Consider the following 17,411-nt stretch of genomic DNA (forward strand, 5'->3'; position numbering starts at 1 on the left):
TCTCTTCCGGCAGAAACTTATACACCAGCACAACTTCAATATCTTTCTCCGGTTAGTTTCCTATCCCAACACCAAAGAAAAGCGCAGACCAAGAGCATCAGCAATGCGCAAGAAAGTAGAGAGTTGCATATCTGTCTGTCCCTTTTCTAGTGAAGATATATACTCGCGTTTCTTTCCGATCTTTTCAGCCAATGCTTTCTGTGTTACATTCTGGCGTTTACGTTCGTTTTTAAGGAGTTCGGCATAATACCAAGCTTTGGTTTTTGCCTCAAACTCTTTACGCTCGGGACTGTTTTCGTCACCGTATCTTTCCTGCAAATGGTCGTCAAAGGTTTTGAGACCGGCAAGTTTGTTTTTGTCAAGTTTCAACATATTCAATCCTCCAAATAGCGTTTAACTATGTTTTCGGCTTTTTTTATTTCAGCCTTATATTGTTTTGTATCTTTCTTCAAGAACGAGTTCAGTAAAAGTATATTTTTGCTTTGCATGAAATTGTCATGGTCAATTGCGAGCAGAATGGTTCTGTATTCGTTGGAACTGATGGAAATTCGGAGTTCATAGAAGTCCGTATTCTCTAAGCTCTTTACTATTTTTGAACTAACAACATATTGTGATTTTACTAAATGGAAAGTCTTAATCCGAGTCCATTAATTGTTTGCGCTTGCCACAGTAATATTTGGTTAATTCCTTTATCATAATTGCATTTTTCAATGCAATCCTTCAGAAATTGAGCATTCTCTATTTCATAAGAAAAAAGATTGTGGTGATCTCTTTTTCTCAATGAGATTATTTTATCTAAGAAATACTCTGATTTGCCATAATCTTTTAATATATAATTAGTAAAAGCAAAATACACATCACGTCCTGTTTTTAAGCCATAGTACGGATGCTTTTTCAATATTGCCAAAAAGTCTTCAAATGTATTCAGTTCGTTGAATACATCAAAATTATTTATTTTGTCTTGAAGATCTGGCATTCTGTCTATTTGCCAATAAGAACCTATTCTGTCCCCTAAGCTAAAGTTATAGGTACAAAATGGCACATAAAGACATTGAGCAAAATAGTTAACAAAGAACGAATTGGGATCAATCGAATTATCTAAATAAAATCCAACCAATACAATTGCTCCAGTCTTATGAGTCAATGTATAATATGCTAATCGTCCCTTTTTCTTGAATCTATCAGGGAAATTAAGCAATCTCATTATCTTATTTAATTCTGATGATTTCATATTATCAAAAGTTTTAAAATATAATTTTATCCAAGCATCTTCCATTTAGTTATATAAAGTTCTGATAGCCAACAATTGATGTAGATTGATATACAAATAACTGCAATCGCAAACATCCCAAAAACTATTTTGGACAACATACTATCTTTTTGGAATTTTTGTTCAATATTTTCGTATGCAGGAAAATAATAATGACATGTCAACCAGTATAAACCATTCCATATAATTATGCAAATTATTGTTGCAGTATTCACAGGAATATCAAGATCCATCCAGCATAGAAATAGCAATCTAATTATGTTAATTAGTGGAAGTGCTACTAAAAGCGATATAATTTCCGCTATGCTGATTATGGGATTCCATGAATGACTTACTTTAAAAATTCCTTCTATTATAACATAAAAAGCGTAATAAAGGGCATACAATCCTTTTTTACATATAGTATCATGCTCAACCATCCTTGCTTATCTTTTATATTTATTGTTTTTATTCTACTGATTTGCAATCTACAGAAAATGAATATTCGTTTCTATCAATTTGTCTGATAATCAATAATCATTACAGAAGAGAATAGTCCTCTTTTATAGTGTCCACAAATGATCACAGATTCTTTTTTGAGTTTCTCTTTAATTGAAATCTCATTTCTAACTGGCAACCAGATTGCTTGACCATCTATTTGAAAAAATATAGACGCTGGAGACTTATAACCTTCAGAAGCTACGTCTTCAACTTGTGACATAAAGTAATTTGCTTCTTCCTATTCTGTGTATATCACATTTAAGATAAAAAACGATGCAAGAGAAACACAAAATGTCCACCATCCTATAGCATAGGAATTAATTTTGCTTTTAATGAGACATTTTATTCCTACTACGAAAACGACAATGAATAGGATTACGACTACAAAAGTAAAGTCCGAATAACAGATACCATTGTGTGCAGAAAAGAAATATCCTACCAAAAAAATGACACATGGAATCACGAAATTTTTGTAATAGGATTCGTCATTGTTTGTCTTGGCTGTTTCCCTTTTAGCCATATTCTTTCGTTTTCTTTTCATTTCTCCCAATTTTTAAGTATATTGCCATCAACGTCCCAACCAGAGAAGAACTTCTCGCAAATGATGTATGTCGAATCATTTGACATACGCACGAAATAGTGTTCTTGCGCATAACGTTTGACCTTAAAAAACGTGATTTTGTATAGTCCATGAAGAGGATGTGACGGCGCAATGATTCTTAGCGAATCTTTTGTAGGAAGTATATAAGTACCATCAGCATCTTCGATGGATTTTCGGTATAAAGAATCGCTCTTCGTCAGGGAATCTTGGTCGAGGTCTTCATCAAGCAATGTCTTTCCTCCCATATCGACTTTATCGGTTTCTATAAGAGGGAGAGATACGCTCATTTCATCACCAAAATTAAAATTGACACTGGCAAACCTATATTCCTTGCTTCGTTCCATATAGAAGCTATCTGGAACTATATTCAAAGGACCATCTAATCGGGCATCCATATAGACAGGATGAGTAGGACAAGACGATGATGTCAACGATATTACAATTATCGTGAAAACGACAAATAAAGAATGTTTCATAAGCAAAACTAATTTATATCATTCGACCTTATCTTGCATTTATGCTGAATGAAAGAATAGACGGCTAATGACAAGCCGACAGTGAAGAGATTGAAGATTCCCAACAATATAAATTGAATAATCGCAAAGAAGCAAGCGATAGTTCCGTCAGTTATAGCCCAAATAGAGAAGCCCATTAAGGGCAACATGGCAAGAGTATCCAACTCCCAATGCAATACCAATAGAGACATCTTGCTATTTGATTTAGCAAACTTCCAAGCAAGCAAAGCCGTAACAACATTCAACAAGCAAATACAAACGCAAGTAGTCTCGATAATATCGTAGTAAACTCTCCCATAAAAAGATATGAATGTAACTACGTAAGAAACAAACGTACTTACGGCTACGGATAGCAAATATTTCTTTGTATCTTTATCTCTTAGTTTCATATTACGTTCATTATATTTTACTCTGTATTGTACACGCACACTTACCGTGTCCACCGCCTCTTGGGAATGGACGCATGAGGCAAATAAACAAAATGCCAATAAACTGAAGAGTATTTTCATAAGCAACAATTCTTTTTATTTACTTCAACTCAAAGGTTGCCATGAAAGGCACCTTCTCACCATCTATGCTATCCTCATAAAAAAAGCGGTAAACGCCTGGTTTGTTGGGAAGAATATCGGGAAAAAGATGGGCAGTAATGGTGCCGCTTTGACCATCGTTTAAAACATGACCGATGGCCGTGAACGAGCAATCGGTGGGCACAACAAACCAATTGCCATCCGCTCCTTGGGCTGTGATGCTATAGGCATCGCCATACACAAATTCCTCGCCACTATGGTTGGTAATCGTGAATCTGATTTCCGTGGTGCCCAATGGATAGGAAGGCTTCTCCGCCTTGAGGGAGATGCCTTGGTAGGTGCTCACGCCTTCCCTGTTGTCGATGATAGGGTCCAACTTGCCCTCAAACCTGATGGCGGGCGAGTTGTAAATCTGCCTACGAAACTCCAGCTGCTTCTCCTTCGTGTTCCAACGGAGCGCAACATCAATGGAGTTGGATCCCATTCCAAATCCAACAACATTTCGCAAGGCCGGGGTCTTGTCTTCCGACAGGAACTTCCGCTCAAGTATCCGCATAATGGCGTTCAGTTCCCTATGCGAATATTTACGCGCCGAAGCCTTGCGATAGGTTCTCTTCTTGCTCTTGACAACTCTCTTTTTGCTAATGGCAACCCTCTTTTTGCCAACAGTTGCCACTTTCTTTTGCTGAATGGCCATTGATGGGTTGCAAGCAGCACAAGTGGTTTGCATTGAAAGGAACATTGTCAATCCTAATATTATTGCATTGAGGAGTTTTGGCTTCAGTCTCATAGTTATCAGCAATTAATAATTTAACATGTAGAGAGATATGAACTCTTATAGTATATTTCTTTTCAAGGATGAAAACATTTGCAAGACAGTAATTGTATCCATTTTTCAGAAATAAACGAGAGCATCTCCTCAATAGAGGTAATGATCTGGCAATGGTTCAAACTTCTGCAATATACACATGTTTACTTGCCAAACAACTCTTTCGGTTGCTAAAATACAAAAATAAAATAAGACCATGCAATTTTTAAGCAAAAAAAATAATTGTCATAAGGAAAAATCACTTTGCCTTATGACAATTATACACAGTTAGAATACTTAAAACAGATATTCTATTTCAACAGACTATCAAAAGTCCTTATTAACGAAATAGGATCTTTATAAAATTCTTTCGTATCTAAATTAGACACAGTTTCTTTCATCACAGGATATGGCTTAAATACAATTTTAAGCAACATTTTCGCACCAATACTACTTCCCATACAATAACCCTTTGCCACATCTTCATTCTTTACCTTAAAATAGAAAACATAGTTTGTGCCTTCCAAATGTAATGTTTTGGTATTTGTTATTGTTGAGATATAGTGTATATAGGCAGACACATTTTCCCCTTCATACACAGGTTTGAGGAATATCGGAGTTTTGTATGGTTTTGGATTTTTGTTCCAAACGCTTGGCAATGATTTTTGCGCCATAAGCGGAACGAACTTTATCCACTTTTTAGATTTTGAATCGTAGTACTTAATGCTCTTTATCTCTGTAGATTTGTATTCTTTCTTTTCTTTAGAGTTGGAATCTTTAGTAACAACGACATCACCATCATCAAGCATAAATAAAGTTTTTGTGACTCCCTTAACCACATTTCCGTTGTTTAAGGTAATTTCAACATTGTCCTGTGCTTGTACCATTACACACAACAAGAGGGCAAGAAACATAAAAAATAGTCTTTTCATACTCATGTTATTTTACGGTTTGACTTAATATCACAAAAATACTATTTTTTTTCTTTGCTATCCAGAAAAACACATTTTTTAACTTATTTATCCGTGCAAATAGTAATATTTAACGCTTGAAACGAAAAATGGTTTATGGAAACTGTTATCTGTTATTTGTTATCTGTACAGCAAAAAAAATCGTTTTTGGAAACTGTCAACTGTAACGCTTGGGGATGATGTTATTGACCTGTCATGTGACATTTTACTCTTGTATAGACTACACCATTTATCCAAGTCTTCAAAAGAGACATTTGAGATAGTGTTACTTATAAGAAGTTTTTTAACTCGTAGAGAACAAACAGTTGCCCCGGAATCTTTCAAATAAAATAGCTCCTCACCGTTCTCCAATGATTATGATCCGCATAAATCTTTGCATTTCTCCCAATGTGCATCGAATTCCTCTTTGCTAACCAACATATTGGTTTCTATCGAATACAAGTCATATTGCAGGATAATGGACATCGGAGGATTGTGTTTGATGAAATCTTCTGGAAAGCAACCATCTATTTCGACATTAGCTACGCAATAGTTGCCATCCGCAGAAATTGTAATAGCCCTTGATACTCTCACGCAATCAAACTCGCCATAGCAAACCGTGTCGAACACCTTTATCTTGAAATAGAACTTGTATATCAATATTCTGTTGTTGCATGGAAGTTGTTTTCTCAGACGGATGCACAAATGAGCTAAGGACAACAAAAAACTTTTCTTGGCATCCTTTGGAGACATTATCAGCGTGAAGTACTTGCCAAGCTGACCTACGGAATGCACTTCAACTTCTGTTTCTGGGGCTTCCTTGGAGACAAGTATCTTGACTTCATTCACCGCCTTGCTCCAAATCTCGACGTAATCAGGAAAAATAAGGTAATAGTAGCTGCTGAAAAAGAACTCCTTCGTCTCAGGCTTGTACTGTATGAAGAAGTTGGCAGAATCAAAAGATTCGGTAAACTTTTCTTCGGGCATGATGTAAGAATCATCGGGCGACTTCTCACAAACCGTACTAAGCATCTTGACTCGCCTCTTGAACCATATTTTGTATCTTTTGGCAAAGAGAACAAAAGCAATCGAGACAACAGCCAAAACGACAAGCACGACCACACCGAAAATATCCGAGCAGATATGAGTGATGACACCTATGCCATATATGATGACAATGCACCATAAAACGACCATTCCAAGTTTAGACATTATTTTTTCTATCATAAAGCTATTCGTTTTTGTGGTTTTTTGAATCCACGATTTTCTGTTATCTAAGATACAGGCAGTGCCCTTTTCTGTAGTCTTCGGGAGATAATCTTTTTTTATTTTCAAATGCCATTTTATAGTCTTCCACATGCCATTCCCAGGCTTCTTGCATTACATAGTCCTTGTCATATAATATCCAAATTAACCTGTCCCATTCGTAGTTCGAGGCTTTGGGAACCATCGTTACTTTACTTCCCTTTTTACCGCTTGGACGATTGGCTTTTACTTGATACCTTATATTTCTATAAACGAAATCCGTCCCTTTGGCAACAGCAGTTTTATCTCTCATGTAATCAGAGTATTCTTTCTCTGACATACCAACCAACATTGCTGCATCATATTCAGAAATTGAACTCGTAATAGACGGAGCTATACCAAAACTTGCTTGCCATTGCAAAGCAACATCTACAAGTATATCTCTTAGCTTTACTTTTTTATCCATAGTAGTATTAATTTTAGCCTATGAATTTGCAATCCACAGAAAGTGAATATTAGAACGTGGTGTTGTTGAATCCTAACTGTAAACTGTCTCTTTTATTTATGACCGTATCGTATTTTTTACCTTGATAAATAATGTCTGCCGATGGGTGATGTCTTGAGCCACTTCGCAAATCCAAATTTATTATCTCACAAGCGATATTGCTTTGTCTTGTAGAGATTTTAGTTTCTCTATCAGATACTATAAACATATATGCAGTAAAAAGTCCGACAGCTATGTTTATAAATATAACTCGCTCTAAATTGGGCTTTGATTGAAAATCAAGAAGTTGGGCGTTTGCCTATATTATATAGGTAACAATATGGAAACGAGCGGACTTCTGCTCGTTTCTGTATTTTGCAATATGCAAAGAACGCCTCAATTCGGGGACAAAGATACGACAATTTTCTAAATATCCCATAACTAGCAAAGAGAAATTTACGGAATTTAGAACTTTTTGAGTTAAATCTGATGCTTACCAACAATATGTATCCAAAAACAAACAGCAGTATTCGGATATAGCTTATCCGAATACCTGCTGCCATAACGTTTTGTTGCTGACGATGATTCTGACATCGGCTTTCATGTACTTTTGCAACACAGGGGACTTTTGTCCCTGTGTACTCACTGTGGCTATAGCCATAAAATAGTTACCATCTTCCCTATGTATGAGCCTGGCTTTATGGCTTGTGATGTCGCAGTTATAAGATGCATTATCGTTGCCCTCGAAAGATACATGAGCCGTCCTTGGCTCATCGAAAAGATACAAATACTTGTATGGCACAAACACTTGCACTGTTCTTTGATTGATGACCTCACCATTAGCCTCTATGGATATAGGATAAGGTATCTTGTAGAAAGCAACTGCGAGGGCGAGGACTATTTGCACTCGTCCTCTAATCCACAAAGCTCTATTTTCTCTGAGAGCTTCAATAAAGTGTTTGTTTCCATAATGTATAAAATTACGAAATATTCCTACTCTTTTTAAGATTTTCGGATACCTCTTTTTATTTTTAGAAGCGATTCAACTCCTCTTTACCAGCACCTTGTCCCTTGTATCTGCTTCTTGATGTATTGAAGTTATACTGCAATGTCAAGAGCAAGGAACGGCTGTCGTTTGTGATGCTTTGCCAAAGCGTAACATCCTTGTTGTAGAATTGTACGTCACGATTGCTCTTGTTGAAGATGTCGTTACCTTCGAGCGTAACCGAGAAACGATTTCTGCAAAAAGCCTTGTAAAGTTTGGCATTGAGGTATGAGGAAGAACTGAGTTTCATATTTTCCTTGTTACCACGGCTGTTCCATTCTATGTCTATGTTCATCCAGATGTCGCCTGGTAAATGGATGGCATTCTGAAACTGTACTACAGCTAATGGATTATAGAAGGACTTGCGTTCACCCAGATATTCCCCAGAGAACCACTGTTTGATGATGCCGGCATTTACCTTTGGTTGCCAAAATCCGATTTGGAATTGTGCGCCAAGGAAAGCCTGCAACTCTTGTATCTTTGGCGTATTCTCCATCGTGAGCAACTTCATTTCTCCATCCTCGCCGTATGGTTTCGATTCGTTGATGATGGCATTCTTCTTGTACTCGTATGATATCTTTGCAAAGAATTGCTTCCAAGCACCCATCAACTCCACGGAATGAATCTTGACAGGAGAAAGATAAGGATTACCACTTTGCAAGGTCAAGCGATTGACATAGTTGAGTGTTCCATCAAGGTCATCGTATGATGGACGCTGCATCTTGCTGTTGTAGCTCAATGCCCATTGTGTCTTACCTATCTCTGTAGAAATGGCGAGTGAAGGGAACACGTTGTTGTAAGTCTTGCTCTTATCTTCCTTGAGTTGTCCATCCTCTGTATATTTAAAACGAACATGCTCATAGCGAAGACCTGCCTCTACTGCGATTTTCCCAAACTGTTGACCGATGGAGAAGAAACCAGCCATGTTCTTCTCGTCACTCTTGGTATTGCTGTTGCCAATGGTTGCCATATTGATATTGAAATCATTCAGCACCTGAGAGGCTGTATATTCATTTCCCACTTCGATTTGTCCTTTCCACAAAGGATAGCTCAACACCAACTTTTCCGCAAACATCCGTGAGTGTCCAATGCTTGTGGATGCCACCAAATTCTTCTGCTGATTCATATTCGTCTCAGACTGATCGGAATTTTCATGCTTCTTTCTCCACATATAATCCATGTTGAAGTCAATGCCCAGTTTGCCTACATCACCATTATAATAGATATTGGCATGGTGCTTCGGCACAGCATGAATTCTCCCCTCTTTCACAGCTGAAACCTCATCGTCCAATTTACCATTGGCATACGATATAGAGCTATAATCTGAATGAGGCTTTTGTAAACCCACTCCATTCATATAGTAAGCACCGATGGAATGACGTTCACTGATCATCCATGACAAGCCAAACTTGCCAAAGAACTCATTATTTCTCATGCGGTTGATGCTCTCTATGTTCTGAAGCCAAGTAGTAGAACCTTGCGTTTCCATGTTCGTATTCTCATGACTATAGAATTTGCCGCCATAGTAATTGAGATTGGTGAACAACTCCAGTCCACCCGTACGGTATTTCAAGTTAGCTTGCTCCATGCTCGAAAAATAGTGGCGGAAGCCATTTTGCGCACGAAGTGTTCCACTAAAGCCGTCACCTTGTGGCAACTTGGTGCGAATGCGGATGACAGACTTGACGGAGGCATCATACTTGGAACCAGGATTTGTAATGACTTCAACATTCTTGATGTCCTGTGAATTGAGCTGTGCAAGTTCATTTTTGTCTTGGACAAGACGACCATTGATATAGATGAGCGGCGTACCCTTACCAAACACCTCGAAGTTTCCATCCCTGCCAGTAACCATCGGCACTTGGCGCAACACATCGTTCGCCGTGCCTGCATGAGACAGTTGAGAATTAACTACAGTAGTAACCAAGGCATTGCCCTTGATGGCAATAACAGGGCGTGATGATTTCACCACAACTTCACCGAGCATCTTGCTGTCCTCTTCCATCTTGATGACACCCACATTTTCACCCTCGCAATCCTTGCAGATGGTTTTGTAGCCCACGGATGTTACCTTGATGATTCCGCCATTGCAGATGGAGTCTATAGAGAAGCTACCATCCTCTCCACTCACCGCTCCCTTGACGAACGCGGAGTCTTGCCGATTTAGGAGCACCACATTGGCGAAAGCCAAAGGCTCACCCTTGGTGTCCACTACTTTTCCCGTGATACTCTGTGCCATCGTCGAGGTCATTACAGATAGGCACAAGGCCGTTGTTAAAATCCCCTTATTATTCATTGTATAATTATTTTTTATTGCTTAATCTATTATATTCTTATCAATCCTCAGTATATAAGGAATCATGACGTTGCAAAGGTACTATATGAAAATTACAACGTATTTGCGGAAATATTAAATTTGTGTTACATAAAGAAAAAGTCCTTTATTTGGCTTTTCAAGGCATATTCTTACCTTCAATTTCAAGTAATTTGCAATTGGTAAGACTATCCTTGTATGTTGCCATTTCTATCATTTTATAATGGTGGCGAACAGAATCCTCGTAAGCAGCAACACGATTCCTCACATTATTTATAACATTTTCGTCTCGACATATAGAGAAGTACTTTTCAATGTAGTGAATGTTTGGGTCATCAGTAGAAAGCACCATCTTCAATGCCCTATATTTCAAGTCTGCCTCCTCCCAATCTTGGTAATCTCGCCATTGGGTGAGATTGCCCCAAATGGAAATGACAAGGGATAGAGCCAAGCCACCAATGAAAAGAAGAACATTCTTTGAGGTTGGCTCGAAGTGATGGGTTACAACCTTCTTTTGAGGTGATTTGTTCATCAATTCAAGTTTATCTTGCAATGCCTTTGAGGTGACAGTATGCTCTTGTTTCATCTGCTTGACAGCATCAACCAAGAACTTGCTTCGCTGCTCATTTTTGCCAAGTTCAACCTTAATAAGGTCAGCAAAAACGATAATGGCATCTCTTAATTTGGATATTTTATCTCTGACTTCCTCTTCTTTGATAAACATCGCATTGATTGACTTATCCAACTTGGTTATGTCATTACTTGCAGGAACGGTTTCCGCTCCTGCGTTCTTTGTGGAGACAGAAAGTTCATCGACTTTCTGCTCCAATCTCTCAACTGTGCCGTAGATGGCTTCCAATAGTTCTTCTTTCATGTTCGATTCTAATTTTAAGTTTGTAACTTGCATCAAAGGCTGAAGCCTTTTCTGCGTTTTCTCTTTTTCTTCTTGGCGGATTCATCCTCTGGGAATGGCTCATAAGTTTGGGCATTAGACGGAGCAAACAAGCCGATGGAAGAAATATTACTCCAAGGGTCTTGGGTATGTTCTGTCGTTGGTTGAGTCTGTTCTACTTGGTGACAACTTAGTTGTCCTCCCTGCATAGATTCGGCTCTTGGCGATACACGATTATACTCTGTGCCAAGTCTTGCATCCAACCTGACAAAGCTGTATTCTCGGCTAATCTGCGTACCTTTGAAGCTATATCCATCCTTGCAGAAACGGATACCTTGTACCTTGGTTCGTTCCTTGTCCTTATAGACAAGCTCCAAGTGAACACCTTGCTTTGCAAGTTCATTCTTGAACTTTTGCCAACTATCTGCGACTTTCAAGGCATCTTTAACGGCATTGTGAATCTCGTATTTTGCACGCTCCGCATTGCGCAATTTGCGAGTGTTAGTCTTGCTCTTGTCAGTTCCATAAGTCAATCCATACCTGGATTTTAGAGCTTTGGTCACTTGCTCATTACGCCTGTAATCATTCCTGTCTGATATGAGCTTGCCATCGTTATTGATGCGGTTGTACACGATATGGCAATGAGGATTGTCCGTGTTGTGATGCCTTACAATGATGAATTGGGTATCGGTAATGCCCATCATCCGCATGTATTCAAGGGCTATCTTTGCCATGAACTCATCCGTCAAACGTGGCTTGTCCTCTGGTTTGAAGCTCAATGCAATGTGTCCTACAGGCTTCTTAATCCTTGGATTTAGTTGCCTTTGTAGCTCGAAACTTTGCGTCATCTCGGCATTCGTACCGAGCAACACGCCATCCGAGACGATGATTTTCGCCTCGTCCTTGCCTGTAACATAGCGGATGCAACCAGCAAATGAGCTGCCCTTCTTTAGCTTGCCTATCATGTGGCATCCTCCTTTCTGCCCATACTGCTTGGCTTCGGTTTATAACTTGCTTGGCGATACTCGCCAAGGATGGCTTTCAATCTTCTCAACAAGTCCACCACATACACATGGGTTTCGTGGAAACCTCTCTGATGCGACAGTTTGGTAAGTTGGTTGAGGTTGTTCGCCATGCCTATGAGATTCTTAGCGATGGCTATCGTCTCAGCGTTGTGTCCGCTGACCACCTCACCGTTCAAGGCGGACTCACGGATGTACTCCGCCAACTTGCGGTTGGCTTTTCTCGCCCTCAGCCTCAGTGCCTCGTAGCTTGGCTTCGAGAACTTCACCGTGACAGACTTCGACAGCTTGCGAACCCTGCCTGTGGGCGGTCTTCCGCCCTTTTTCTTGTCCTGTTCATGTATGCTTGTCATTCTATACACTGTTTACAGTTGGTACACTCACTTTCTGCGACCGTCGGGAGCAAAAAATCTCCGCCCTCATGGTGGAGCGAGGCGTTTTGGGGTTCCCAAAACATAACCTCGCTCCCTCTCAGAACACGGTAGTTGGAACTACAGCCTTTCAGCTATCCACGTCCAAGGTCGCAGACCTTAATTCTCACAATTTGCGCCAAGCCTCGAAGTCCTCTTCATAAAGGCTTAGGTGGTGGCGCACGATGTTCTCGATGATGCCCGATACGNTAGTTGGAACTACAGCCTTTCAGCTATCCACGTCCAAGGTCGCAGACCTTAATTCTCACAATTTGCGCCAAGCCTCGAAGTCCTCTTCATAAAGGCTTAGGTGGTGGCGCACGATGTTCTCGATGATGCCCGATACGCTCATGCGTCTCCCTCCGAGGATGCGGACGACACGATCAAGACGGTCTCGTACATCGGAACTGACGAAGACTGGCTTGCGGTCGTCAATCCTTGGAACTTGGAGGAAGGTCTGCTGATACTCCTCCAATGTCGCCTTGCGCTGCTTGCCACTGATGCGCTTCTGCGGATTCGGTGGCGATTGAGCCTCGTTCGTTGATGTTTCCTCTCTATAGGGAGTTGTTGCAGCAACTTTCTCTACAATTGCTCTCAACTCTGGGTTCTCTACATCATCATAGAGAGAATTACAACTACTTGGATTGGCTTTGTTGCCATACGTAGATGGTTTAACAAAATCCAAATACTCTTTTTCCATCAGCTCCTTTTGCTCAGGAGCCAAGACTACATCTTTTGTTCTTGCCATAGCTTATGCTGTTTTATTTGTTAGTATAGTGGTCACGGTTTGCACCATTGACCGATTGTCGGGTGCAAAGTAAGTGTACTGAGTGCAGCCATGCAACTGATTGGGTGTAACGTGGCAATTTAGTTGTGGCTTGCTTATTTGCATACCGAGATAGTTGTGAGAACTTCAACGTATTTCTCAACTCATCATTGTTCATGCATTCGTTGCAGTCGTGCAAGTTTTTCTTGTTGTTTTTGGCGTTGAAGTCGGCAAACCCCGGCAACATACTGCCACAGAAATTGAAAACGCTTGTTTTTAGATTGCCGTGCCTTATCTTTGCACTCACAAACGTGGAGCACAGCATATGCGTGGAGCTTTGCGACATATAACATAGTATTAACTTAGAAAAAAGAAAAGTATGGGATTCATCGTATTCGAGGAAGAGGCATTCAACTATCTTGATGCCCAGTTGGAGAACTTCGTGAAGCGCATGGACAGAATCCGTGAGCGCAGTGAGGACAAGACCATGAACAAGTGGCTCGACACGCAGGACGTGTGTCAGACGCTCAACATCTGCCCACGGACAGTGCAGACGCTTCGGGACAACGGAACTTTGGCTTATACGCAAATCAGCCACAAGACCTACTACAAGCCGGAGGACGTGATGGCTATCGTAGCAGTAGTGGAGGACAAGAAAAAGGACATGCGCTTTCGCAAGCGCACAGGTTAGGCTGTCAATATACAACAGCCACTTAATCCAAAGCAGCAAGTAAACCGAGTAACGTAAGTATCAACAATAAAACGAGACAACTATGAGCAATGAAGTAATGACAAGAAACAGCGAGTGGATGAACCACATCGTGAACCACCTCAACCGAATGGTTGACAATTTTGAACGTGCCGTGATGAACTACCGCCCCATGCTTGGCGGTGAGCGCTTCATGACGGACAAGGAGCTTTGCGCCAGGCTGCAACTGAGCCGAAGAACCCTGCAGGACTACCGAAACAACGGTGTCATCCCGTATATCCAGCTTGGCGGAAAGATACTCTACCGCGAGTCCGACATTCAGAAGATTCTGATGGCTAACTATCGTGAAGCGTACAGAATGAAAGGTGTGTAGGAGAATGTCCTTGATGAGTGTGTGAAATGAACAAGGCGACAACGTATAACTTGCCGAGTGTGGCTGTTATAGGTTGTCGCCTCGTTTTATTGGCTATACCGAGTTGGTCGTGTTTGCCGAGTGTTCTCCGTATGGTCTGTATAAAATCTAATACCATGCTAAAACACACTGCGGAGGTTCGCCCAAGTGGCTGGAGGCGCAAAGCCTCCAAGGAACGTTGCTTTATGGCAGGTCTATGCCATTGGATTTTTGTTCCTTTCTCGCTTGGCAATAAGCTTATCCATGTCATTTGAAATCTTCTGCTCCGTCACCTGCGCATAGACCTGTGTGCTTGTAATGTCTGCGTGTCCCATCATCTTGGCTATGCTGCCGATGGGAATGTCCTCGTTGAGCATCAAGACTCCGAATGTATGGCGGCTGGCGTGGAATCCCAACTTATTACTTATGCCAAGCACCATTCCAAGGGTATGCACATCTAGATAGATATCTTTCTTCTCACCCAGTGGAAAAACAGGCTTGCTGTCGTCCGTGGTATTGTAGAGCGAAAGAATCTTCTCGACTATCGGATGGAGTGGCACGAAGAACTCCACGCCTGTCTTCTCTCTTTCCTTGCGGATGAACTTCCTACCCTCGGAGTTCTCACTGATATGGTGAGGATACAGTTTCTTTACATCTATATAGGATAAGGAGGTGAGCGAGGCAAAAATGAAACATCTGCGTGCAAGCTCCGTTCGCTCGTCAGCCATCAGGGTAGAGAGCATCTTGATGAAGTCTGCCTTGCTGATATGGGTCATCTTCGGGGCTGCCTTCTTCTCATACCCTATCTTGGCTATGGGATTGAAGCGGATAATGCTCCTGTCCACTGCCTTGTACATCAACATGTTCAGCCAGAGAAGGCAATGGTTCACGTAGCTGTCGATACGTCCCTGGTCTCGTTTCAGGAATAGCTTGTATTCCTCCCCGAAATTCTCGTCTATGTCCTCAAAGGCGATGTCGTCCTTATCCAACGAATGGACAAAGGCTCTCAGGTTCTTCTGCCATGTCCGCTTGTGCAGAAAGGTTTGTCTGGCTTTTGAGGTTCGATACCATTCCACGATGGTATCACCAAAGCTCAGCAAGAACCTTCCTGTCGTGTCCTTGTCCTTCAACACTGCCTTCAGCATTTCCACGGTGATGATGCCGTTGGTGGAAAGAAGTGAGTTGTATTTATCCTTGACCTCAGCAAGGAAACTTGCCAATCGTCCGTTGTCCCTTGCGTTCCGTACCTCTCCCTTCTTGGCGTTCCACTCCTGTGGGGTACAGGATATGCCTGTGGAAATGGCTGCACTTTTGCCGTCAACGGTGATGCGGCAAAGTATGTTGGCTGTTCCGTCTGCCTTCACCTTCTGTCTGTTGATGTAAGGCAAAATTGAAAATGTACTTCTGCTCATAGTTGTTGTCCTTATAATATAATAATGTGGTTGAAACTGTAAAAAGAAAAGTTGAAAGCCCTGTTCATAATGCGAGAATAAAGTCCTTCCCGGTTGCAGCGATGAACTTGTCCATGTCCTCAAACAGCTTCTTTTGGGTTACTCTCGCATACCGCTGCGTCATCTTCACATCCTTGTGACCGAGCATCTTGCAGATGGTCTCCATCGGCACACCAGCCTCCAGCGTAATGAGGCTGGCGAACGAGTGTCGTCCCGTATGGTAGGAATAGGTCTTGCTCGTTTCCGCCAGCTTGCAGATGGTGATGAGATCGATACGAACACGATTCGTGCTCAGCAATGGGAAAAGGGTATCTCTTGCCCAGTCCTCGTATTTCGCCATCAGCTCCAACGCCTCGGGCAGGAGTTTCACCCTGGCAAGTGTTCCGGTCTTCTTGCGGTTATAGATGAGCCATTTGTCACCATCCTCCAACACCTTGACATTGGCTTTCGTGATGGAAACGGTGTCTATGAAGGCTGTTCCTGCATAGCAGGCGAAAAGAAACAGGTCACGGCTAACGGATAGTCTCGGCTTGTCTTCGGGCAGTTCCACATCACGGATTTTTATGAAATCAGACATGCTGAGAGCCTTGGGTGTCGTAACCCTTGGAGTGCCAACCCGATAATGGGCGAACAGCAGGTTCTTGCACAAGCCTCGCTCAAAGGCGATGCGGCACATCTTCTTGAAGAGCGACACATAGATGGTGATGGTTCCTGATGAAAAGCCTTTCTCGTCAAGCAAGTAATGGTGAAAGTCACTGATGAAAGGCTCGGTCAGCTGTCCGAAAGCCAAATCAGTCAACCTATACTTCTCCCCGATGAACTCAGCGAGATTCTTGCGAATCTTTCTGTAAGTCCAGACACTGCTCTTCGACATATCGATGCCCTCATGGGTGCTGAGTTCACTGATATGCTCGTCCACGAAGGAGAGAAGGGTGTTCTGTGTCTTGACGCTGCCCTGCAAAGCCTCCTTGACATCCTTAGCCTCGAAGTCCGTTCTCTTTTCCACAAGCACATCGAAAGCCTTTTGGATGGAAAGCAACAACTGCTCGATGTCCTTGTTGGTCTCCACGGCTTCCTTGCTCTTGCCCTCCAATCGGCTGGCACGAGGATTCCAAAGCGATGGAGTGCAAGACAACTTGCAGGAGAACTGCGCCATAGTCCTGTTCACCGTGATGCGTCCCATAATGGGAGCTTTTCCATTTTTGTCCATTCCGCTCTTTTTTAGGTAGAGCAACACCTTGAATTTTTCGATTTTCATAACGCTTACATTTTGAGTGTGCAAATATAATCATTTTGTAAGCGTTCCTTGATACGCAAAACATTGAGAATCAGCGCAATAAAATCCGTTGATGCACAAAGTTGCCTTTCCGCATTGTTACCTGCTTTGCATAGGTAACTGTGGCTCACGATTTAGTAACTGAACTACTTCAATATTCCTCACTCGCTTGCTTTATGTCGATTTGGCAACTTTGTGCAAATCTACTCATTCCCAACTGTTTACGTTCCAACCTCTCTTATTCTCCTTTGGCTG

Annotated in this window: 19 protein-coding genes and 1 pseudogene; 2 read left to right on the forward strand and 18 right to left on the reverse strand. The window is 41.5% G+C overall.

The genetic code is table 11. From position 1 onward, the window contains the following. Window positions 1-60 precede the first annotated feature (60 nt). The 16 genes and pseudogenes from C9991_RS12400 to C9991_RS12490 all read right to left on the reverse strand — a co-directional run bounded on the left by C9991_RS12400 (window position 61) and on the right by C9991_RS12490 (window position 13,311). On the reverse strand, window positions 61-372 hold the full coding sequence (locus C9991_RS12400) for a helix-turn-helix domain-containing protein (protein WP_106812858.1): 312 nt from the start codon (window positions 370-372) through the stop codon (window positions 61-63). 2 nt (window positions 373-374) lie between these two features. Next, the gene (locus tag C9991_RS17300; RefSeq protein ID WP_368356640.1) at window positions 375-638 is read right to left on the reverse strand and encodes a type II toxin-antitoxin system RelE/ParE family toxin; all 264 of its coding nucleotides are present in this window, start codon (window positions 636-638) and stop codon (window positions 375-377) included. Beyond that, complete coding sequence (locus C9991_RS12410) at window positions 620-1,231, reverse strand: hypothetical protein (RefSeq protein WP_157949466.1); 612 nt, start codon at window positions 1,229-1,231, stop codon at window positions 620-622. Before C9991_RS12410 ends, C9991_RS17300 begins: the two co-directional genes overlap by 19 nt. Before the next feature lie 532 nt (window positions 1,232-1,763). Beyond that, the gene (locus tag C9991_RS12420) at window positions 1,764-1,970 is read right to left on the reverse strand and encodes a hypothetical protein (RefSeq protein WP_106812862.1); all 207 of its coding nucleotides are present in this window, start codon (window positions 1,968-1,970) and stop codon (window positions 1,764-1,766) included. 317 nt (window positions 1,971-2,287) lie between these two features. After that, window positions 2,288-2,827 (reverse strand): hypothetical protein, encoded by a 540-nt coding sequence (locus C9991_RS12430; RefSeq protein WP_198643816.1) that lies wholly within the window; start codon window positions 2,825-2,827, stop codon window positions 2,288-2,290. Window positions 2,828-3,394: 567 nt separating this feature from the next. After that, window positions 3,395-4,183, reverse strand: a complete 789-nt coding sequence (locus C9991_RS12440; protein ID WP_144007179.1) for an immunoglobulin-like domain-containing protein — start codon at window positions 4,181-4,183, stop codon at window positions 3,395-3,397. Between the two features lie 329 nt (window positions 4,184-4,512). Next, the gene (locus tag C9991_RS12445; protein WP_134843831.1) at window positions 4,513-5,133 is read right to left on the reverse strand and encodes a hypothetical protein; all 621 of its coding nucleotides are present in this window, start codon (window positions 5,131-5,133) and stop codon (window positions 4,513-4,515) included. Window positions 5,134-5,526: 393 nt separating this feature from the next. Then, a complete protein-coding gene (locus C9991_RS12450) occupies window positions 5,527-6,378 on the reverse strand; it encodes a hypothetical protein (protein WP_106812867.1) in 852 nt (283 codons plus the stop codon). A 43-nt stretch (window positions 6,379-6,421) separates the two neighbouring features. Then, on the reverse strand, window positions 6,422-6,862 hold the full coding sequence (locus C9991_RS12455; protein ID WP_106812868.1) for a hypothetical protein: 441 nt from the start codon (window positions 6,860-6,862) through the stop codon (window positions 6,422-6,424). A gap of 559 nt (window positions 6,863-7,421) precedes the next feature. Then, complete coding sequence (locus C9991_RS12460; protein WP_232823349.1) at window positions 7,422-7,787, reverse strand: hypothetical protein; 366 nt, start codon at window positions 7,785-7,787, stop codon at window positions 7,422-7,424. A 124-nt stretch (window positions 7,788-7,911) separates the two neighbouring features. After that, window positions 7,912-10,164, reverse strand: a complete 2,253-nt coding sequence (locus tag C9991_RS12465; RefSeq protein ID WP_198643817.1) for an outer membrane beta-barrel family protein — start codon at window positions 10,162-10,164, stop codon at window positions 7,912-7,914. A gap of 214 nt (window positions 10,165-10,378) precedes the next feature. Further along, window positions 10,379-11,113 (reverse strand): hypothetical protein, encoded by a 735-nt coding sequence (locus C9991_RS12470; RefSeq protein WP_106813128.1) that lies wholly within the window; start codon window positions 11,111-11,113, stop codon window positions 10,379-10,381. A gap of 32 nt (window positions 11,114-11,145) precedes the next feature. Then, window positions 11,146-12,096 carry a relaxase/mobilization nuclease domain-containing protein gene (locus C9991_RS12475; protein WP_106812870.1) on the reverse strand — a complete coding sequence of 317 codons (951 nt, stop codon included), beginning with the start codon at window positions 12,094-12,096 and terminating at the stop codon, window positions 11,146-11,148. Further along, the gene (locus tag C9991_RS12480; RefSeq protein WP_106812871.1) at window positions 12,093-12,506 is read right to left on the reverse strand and encodes a plasmid mobilization protein; all 414 of its coding nucleotides are present in this window, start codon (window positions 12,504-12,506) and stop codon (window positions 12,093-12,095) included. The genes C9991_RS12475 and C9991_RS12480 overlap by 4 nt, the downstream gene beginning before the upstream one ends. Before the next feature lie 184 nt (window positions 12,507-12,690). After that, window positions 12,691-12,771: pseudogene (locus tag C9991_RS17305) on the reverse strand (DUF3408 domain-containing protein); the annotation flags it as partial. A gap of 57 nt (window positions 12,772-12,828) precedes the next feature. Continuing rightward, window positions 12,829-13,311: a DUF3408 domain-containing protein gene (locus C9991_RS12490; protein WP_106811813.1), complete on the reverse strand. Its 483-nt coding sequence runs from the start codon at window positions 13,309-13,311 to the stop codon at window positions 12,829-12,831. Between the two features lie 397 nt (window positions 13,312-13,708). Between C9991_RS12490 and C9991_RS12500 the strand changes: the two genes are divergently transcribed. Together C9991_RS12500 and C9991_RS12505 are read left to right on the forward strand one after the other, a co-directional pair. After that, entirely contained in the window at window positions 13,709-14,020 is a 312-nt protein-coding gene (locus C9991_RS12500) for a helix-turn-helix domain-containing protein (protein ID WP_008656559.1), read from the forward strand. Between the two features lie 82 nt (window positions 14,021-14,102). Next, window positions 14,103-14,411, forward strand: coding sequence for a helix-turn-helix domain-containing protein (locus tag C9991_RS12505; protein WP_008628594.1), 309 nt, complete (start codon window positions 14,103-14,105; stop codon window positions 14,409-14,411). Window positions 14,412-14,644: 233 nt separating this feature from the next. Here C9991_RS12505 and C9991_RS12510 read toward each other — a convergent pair whose 3' ends face one another. Both C9991_RS12510 and C9991_RS12515 read right to left on the reverse strand, forming a co-directional pair. Continuing rightward, on the reverse strand, window positions 14,645-15,841 hold the full coding sequence (locus tag C9991_RS12510; protein ID WP_106812872.1) for a site-specific integrase: 1,197 nt from the start codon (window positions 15,839-15,841) through the stop codon (window positions 14,645-14,647). A 64-nt stretch (window positions 15,842-15,905) separates the two neighbouring features. After that, entirely contained in the window at window positions 15,906-17,138 is a 1,233-nt protein-coding gene (locus C9991_RS12515; protein WP_106812873.1) for a site-specific integrase, read from the reverse strand. Window positions 17,139-17,411 lie beyond the last annotated feature (273 nt).

It is taken from the genome of Prevotella merdae, assembly GCF_900290275.1.
Lineage (GTDB): Bacteria > Bacteroidota > Bacteroidia > Bacteroidales > Bacteroidaceae > Prevotella > Prevotella merdae.

What these genes read in the sequence shown, in the direction of transcription:
- C9991_RS12400 (WP_106812858.1), bottom strand. Translation starts at nt 372, where the DNA reads ATGTTGAAACTTGACAAAAACAAACTTGCCGGTCTCAAAACCTTTGAC.
- C9991_RS12410 (WP_157949466.1), bottom strand. Translation starts at nt 1,231, where the DNA reads ATGAAATCATCAGAATTAAATAAGATAATGAGATTGCTTAATTTCCCT.
- C9991_RS12420 (WP_106812862.1), bottom strand. Translation starts at nt 1,970, where the DNA reads ATGTCACAAGTTGAAGACGTAGCTTCTGAAGGTTATAAGTCTCCAGCG.
- C9991_RS12430 (WP_198643816.1), bottom strand. Translation starts at nt 2,827, where the DNA reads ATGAAACATTCTTTATTTGTCGTTTTCACGATAATTGTAATATCGTTG.
- C9991_RS12440 (WP_144007179.1), bottom strand. Translation starts at nt 4,183, where the DNA reads ATGAGACTGAAGCCAAAACTCCTCAATGCAATAATATTAGGATTGACA.
- C9991_RS12445 (WP_134843831.1), bottom strand. Translation starts at nt 5,133, where the DNA reads ATGAAAAGACTATTTTTTATGTTTCTTGCCCTCTTGTTGTGTGTAATG.
- C9991_RS12450 (WP_106812867.1), bottom strand. Translation starts at nt 6,378, where the DNA reads ATGATAGAAAAAATAATGTCTAAACTTGGAATGGTCGTTTTATGGTGC.
- C9991_RS12455 (WP_106812868.1), bottom strand. Translation starts at nt 6,862, where the DNA reads ATGGATAAAAAAGTAAAGCTAAGAGATATACTTGTAGATGTTGCTTTG.
- C9991_RS12465 (WP_198643817.1), bottom strand. Translation starts at nt 10,164, where the DNA reads ATGGCACAGAGTATCACGGGAAAAGTAGTGGACACCAAGGGTGAGCCT.
- C9991_RS12470 (WP_106813128.1), bottom strand. Translation starts at nt 11,113, where the DNA reads ATGAAAGAAGAACTATTGGAAGCCATCTACGGCACAGTTGAGAGATTG.
- C9991_RS12475 (WP_106812870.1), bottom strand. Translation starts at nt 12,096, where the DNA reads ATGATAGGCAAGCTAAAGAAGGGCAGCTCATTTGCTGGTTGCATCCGC.
- C9991_RS12480 (WP_106812871.1), bottom strand. Translation starts at nt 12,506, where the DNA reads ATGACAAGCATACATGAACAGGACAAGAAAAAGGGCGGAAGACCGCCC.
- C9991_RS12490 (WP_106811813.1), bottom strand. Translation starts at nt 13,311, where the DNA reads ATGGCAAGAACAAAAGATGTAGTCTTGGCTCCTGAGCAAAAGGAGCTG.
- C9991_RS12500 (WP_008656559.1), top strand. Translation starts at nt 13,709, where the DNA reads ATGGGATTCATCGTATTCGAGGAAGAGGCATTCAACTATCTTGATGCC.
- C9991_RS12505 (WP_008628594.1), top strand. Translation starts at nt 14,103, where the DNA reads ATGAGCAATGAAGTAATGACAAGAAACAGCGAGTGGATGAACCACATC.
- C9991_RS12510 (WP_106812872.1), bottom strand. Translation starts at nt 15,841, where the DNA reads ATGAGCAGAAGTACATTTTCAATTTTGCCTTACATCAACAGACAGAAG.
- C9991_RS12515 (WP_106812873.1), bottom strand. Translation starts at nt 17,138, where the DNA reads ATGAAAATCGAAAAATTCAAGGTGTTGCTCTACCTAAAAAAGAGCGGA.